General features: G+C 57.5%; 4 protein-coding genes. 1 reads left to right on the plus strand and 3 read right to left on the minus strand.

The features are described from left to right. Positions 1-50: 50 nt before the first annotated feature. On the minus strand, positions 51-860 hold the full coding sequence (locus VAE48_RS13580; protein ID WP_322793870.1) for a site-specific DNA-methyltransferase: 810 nt from the start codon (positions 858-860) through the stop codon (positions 51-53). 51 nt (positions 861-911) lie between these two features. On the opposite strand from VAE48_RS13580, the gene radA reads away from it, so the two are divergent. Further along, entirely contained in the window at positions 912-2,321 is a 1,410-nt protein-coding gene (gene radA / locus VAE48_RS13585; protein WP_322793871.1) for a DNA repair protein RadA, read from the plus strand. Positions 2,322-2,354: 33 nt separating this feature from the next. Here the strand turns inward: radA and VAE48_RS13590 are convergent, their stop codons facing one another. Then, entirely contained in the window at positions 2,355-3,467 is a 1,113-nt protein-coding gene (locus VAE48_RS13590; RefSeq protein ID WP_322793872.1) for a calcium/sodium antiporter, read from the minus strand. Positions 3,468-4,005: 538 nt separating this feature from the next. Then, positions 4,006-4,483: S4 domain-containing protein (locus VAE48_RS13595; RefSeq protein ID WP_322793873.1), on the minus strand; the 478-nt coding region annotated here is incomplete at its 5' end.

Genomic DNA, 4,483 nt, shown 5'->3' on the forward strand with positions numbered 1-4,483 from the left:
TTTTGGGGGAGGCGGGAGGGGGGACGAAAATTCGAAAGTTGATGTGAAAATCATTTATCCCGAATTGACGTTAAAATAAAACGGATTGGTTGGGCTTCCAGCCTTTTGCGGGCAATTTCACAATACTCTGCGCTGATTTCGATACCGATGAAGTTGCGGTAATTTTTACGAGCCATGACGCAAGTTGTCCCGCTTCCACACATCGGATCAAGGACAATTTCGCCCGGCTCAGAGAAACAAAGAATCAGGTCTTCGGCCAGCTTATCCGGGAAGGTGGCCGGGTGCTGCAGTTTCAGGCGGTTGCCTTCGGTGTTGCTGGTGGCATACTGCCAAACGGTGCCGCGGCATTTCATCGGGTTGACCGCTTTCGGTTGAATCACCTTGAAACCGCCGTTGGTCAGGCGGTCGGTGCCGGTATAGATTTTACCGGCATGTTTACTGGGCACCATCAAATGTTCTTTATGAAAGGTCTTGGGTTTTTGACCTTTGAAAAACATCAACACATATTCATGGTCCACCCGAAAACGGGTATTCCACCATGCACCCGGGTTTCCGTCTCGTTTGTAAATGACCGTTTCAAACAACTTCCAGCCGATTTCATCTACCCAGTTAACTGCCAGTCTAAACGAGGTCAGCGTTTTGGCAAAATTGCGGGTGGCATCGCCAATCACAACGACGGCAACACCCCCCTCCTTCGTTACGCGATACAATTCCCTGCCCAAAGCCACAAAGTCAAACTGCCAGTTTTTCTTGTAGTCGCGAATGTCATCATAAGGGGGTGAAAACACACTCAAGTCAATCGAGTTTTCCGGAAAAGTGGGCAATTCCTTCAGGCAGTCGGCTTGAAGGATTTGATTCATCCGCGACTCAAGCGAGTGATTATCGTTCATCTTTTCTAGTATAATCGAATCGTGGCGAAAACGCTAATTCAATTTGTTTGCCAGAACTGCGGGCGCACCTCGCCGCGCCAGCTGGGACGCTGCCCCTCCTGCGGCAGTTACGGGACAATGGTCGAGGAGGTGATTGCCGCCCCGCCTTCTAAAACCAAACCCGGGCGCGGGCTGAGCAGCCAGTCGCAGCCGCGCCGTCTGGCAGAAATTTCCGGCGATGCAGAAGAACGCCTGCCGCTGGGCATGGCCGAATTTGCGCGTGTGCTGGGCGGCGGGATTGTGCCGGGCTCGATTGTGCTGGTCGGCGGCGATCCGGGCATTGGTAAGTCCACGCTTACCCTGCAAATGACCCTGGAAATGGCGGCCCACTTTGCCCACCAAGGCGCCGCCGTGCTGTATGTTTCCGGTGAGGAGTCGGAGCGGCAGATCAAAATGCGCGCCCTGCGCCTGCTGCAAAACAACCATGCTTCTCAGCCATTGCCGGAAAACCTGTTTCTGGTCACCGAAACCAATCTGGAAATCATTTTGGAGCATATCCGCGCCGTTGTGCCGCTGCTGCTGGTGATTGATTCCATCCAAACCGTGTATCTGCCGGAACTGGGCAGCAGCGCCGGTTCGGTGGGACAGGTGCGCGAGTGCGCCTCGCGCCTGCGCGAGCTGGCCAAAACCAGCGGTATGGCGGTGTTCGTCATCGGGCATGTTACCAAAGAGGGTATCATCGCCGGGCCGCGCGTGCTGGAGCATATTGTGGATACCGTCCTGTATCTGGAAGGTGACCGCTATCAGTCCTTCCGCCTGCTGCGTTCGGTTAAAAACCGCTTTGGAGCCACCTCGGAGGTGGGGGTGTTTGAGATGCGCGAGCGCGGCATGGTGGAAGTGCCCAACCCCTCCGAATTGTTTTTAGCCGAACGCATGATCAACGCGCCGGGTTCGGCGATTGCGGTGACGATGGAGGGCACCCGTCCGCTGCTGGTGGAAATTCAGGGACTGACCAGTTATTCCAACCTCGGCAACCCGCGCCGCACGCCCAACGGGGTTGACCTCAACCGGCTGCTGCTGATTACCGCCGTGCTGACCCGCCGGCTGGGGCTGCGCCTTGCCGATCAGGATGTGTTTGTCAATGTGGTCGGCGGGCTGCGCATCAGCGAACCGGCAGCCGATCTGGCGCTGGCGGCGGCCATCACTTCTTCGATGCGGGATGTGCCGGTGCGCGCCGACGCCGTGCTGATCGGCGAGGTGGGGCTTTCCGGGGAGCTGCGCTGGGTAGGACAGATGAATGCCCGTCTGCGCGAGGCGGCCAAGCTGGGTTTCCGGCGCGCCGTCATCCCGCGCCGGGTGCGAAGCAATGAGCCGCTGCCGGAGGGCATCGAAATTCAACAGGCGCGCTCGCTGCGCGAGGCGCTCCATCTGGCATTGATCGAGGAAGGCTGAAGCGGACGAACGATTCGCCGTGCAGTCAATGGGTTAATCCATGCCGCCCGGCGGGGCGAGCGGACTGCTGCTTCGGCGGCGCTGACCAATGACGCGGATCATCACAATTGCCAGCGTAAGGATGGTGACCGGCAGCGCAAAACCGAGCATGACTTGCGTAAACAACGGCAGGATGGGATGACGGATGGCATCCAGAATCAGGTAGGCGGTGTAGGCGATGTAGTAAAAAAAGAACAAAGCCCCCTCGCGGCGTAAAATTTTTGTGCCGGAGAAAAAGATGGGGATACAGGCCACCGCCACAGCGGTCATCACCGGCAAATCCAGCTGGCGCGCACTTTCCGGAATCACCACGCCGCCGGGGGTGACCAGGGCGGTCAGGCCCAGCACACCCAGCAGGTTGAACAAATTGCTACCAACCACATTGCCCACAGCAATATCCCGTTCACCGCGCAGGCTGGCAATCACCGAGGTGATTACTTCCGGCATGGAGGTGCCGGCGGCAATGATGGTCAGGCCGATGACCAGTTCACTCACCCCCAGGGCGCGGGCAATTTCAACCGACCCCTGCACCAGCCAGCGCGAACCGAATACCAGCATTGCCAGGCCGCCGGCTACCAGCAGGAGGTTGATGAAGATGTGACGCCCGTTGCCCTGGGGACGGCCGCCGAATTCATGTTCATATTCCTCTTTGACTTCTGTGCTTTCCCGCTGACTGATTCGAATAAGCAGGAAGACATAACCGAGCAAGCCGAGAAAAAAGAACAACCCCTCCAACCGGCTAAAGCGCCCATCTAGAGACAGCAGCAGGGTAAGCAATGAAACAACCACCATCAACGGCACATCCAGCCGCACCAGCTGTTGGGAGATGATCAAGGGGGTGATCATCGCAGAAAGCCCCAAAATGAACAGCACATTGAAGATATTACTGCCGATGATGTTGCCGACCGTCAGATTGGCCTGCCCGCTGAGCGAAGCGACCAGGCTGACGGCAAACTCCGGCGAGCTGGTGCCGAAAGCGACCACCGTCAGACCGATGATCAAGGGAGAGATGCCCAGTGCGGCAGCCAGCCGCGAAGCGCCGCGCACCAGCCCCTCGCCGCCGACGATTAACAACACCAGCCCTGCCAGCAACATCAAAACCGCCATATTTTCATCCTTTTCGATAGATTATGGCGTATTTTACCGGATGTGCGGGATAATCTCCAGCATCTGATGATTATTCACTTTCGTTAATGTCCTTCCAAGCGCAGCAAAACGCACCCGTGCTGATCAATTGCCCCTTCCTTCGCCTCCCCCAATATCGCTTTCGCGATATTGGGGGAGGTGGGTGGGGGTCACAAATCAGATTGCCGCGCTCGCTGACGCTCGCTCAAAAGGACAACCGAGGTTTACTTCATTCCGAGCAAAGCGACACTCACCAGTGCTGACGGGAATCTCCCCTCTTGCTTATAGAAGGCTGTGCGGGAGATTGCCGCGCTCGCTGACGCTCGCTCAAAAGGACATAAACCAGCCGTGTCACTCCGTCTAAAGCAACATAAACAAAAAATTAATGTCACTCCGAACGAAGTGACACTCACCAGTGCTGACGGGAGTCTCCCACTCTGTCCTCATAACCGCCATGTCGGAGATTGCCGCGCTCGCTGACGCTCGCTCAAAAGGACGTTAATTCCAAGCGCAGCGCGGCTTAACCAATCACCTCAACCAGAAAATAGGTCTTTTTCCCGCGCCGCAGGACGAGGAAACGCCCCTCCAACAGGTCGTTCAGCGTCACCTGCCGCTCGCTTTCGCTGACGCGGTGATTGTTGAGGTACACTCCGCCTTCGCTGATGGCGCGGCGCGCCTCGCCTTTCGATTTCATCATCCCGCTGTTGACCAGCAAATCCACGATGTTCAACCCCGCGCTGCCGAACTGATCTTTCCCCAATTGGGCGGAGGGAACATCGGCGAAAATTTCGGCGATTTCGGCAGCCGAAAGACCCTCCACCGCGCCGCCAAACAACACCTGAGCGGCCTGCTCGGCGCGCGCCAGGGCGGTTTCGCCGTGCAGCATGCCGGTCATCAGCCGCGCCAGCGTGCGCTGGGCTTCGCGCTGTTCAGGGCGTTCTGCCAGCGCCTGCTGCAAGGCCTCAATTTCCGGCTGAGTGAGGAAGGTGAACACCTTG

The organism is Bellilinea sp. (assembly GCF_034432615.1).
Taxonomy (GTDB): Bacteria; Chloroflexota; Anaerolineae; order Anaerolineales; family Anaerolineaceae; genus Bellilinea.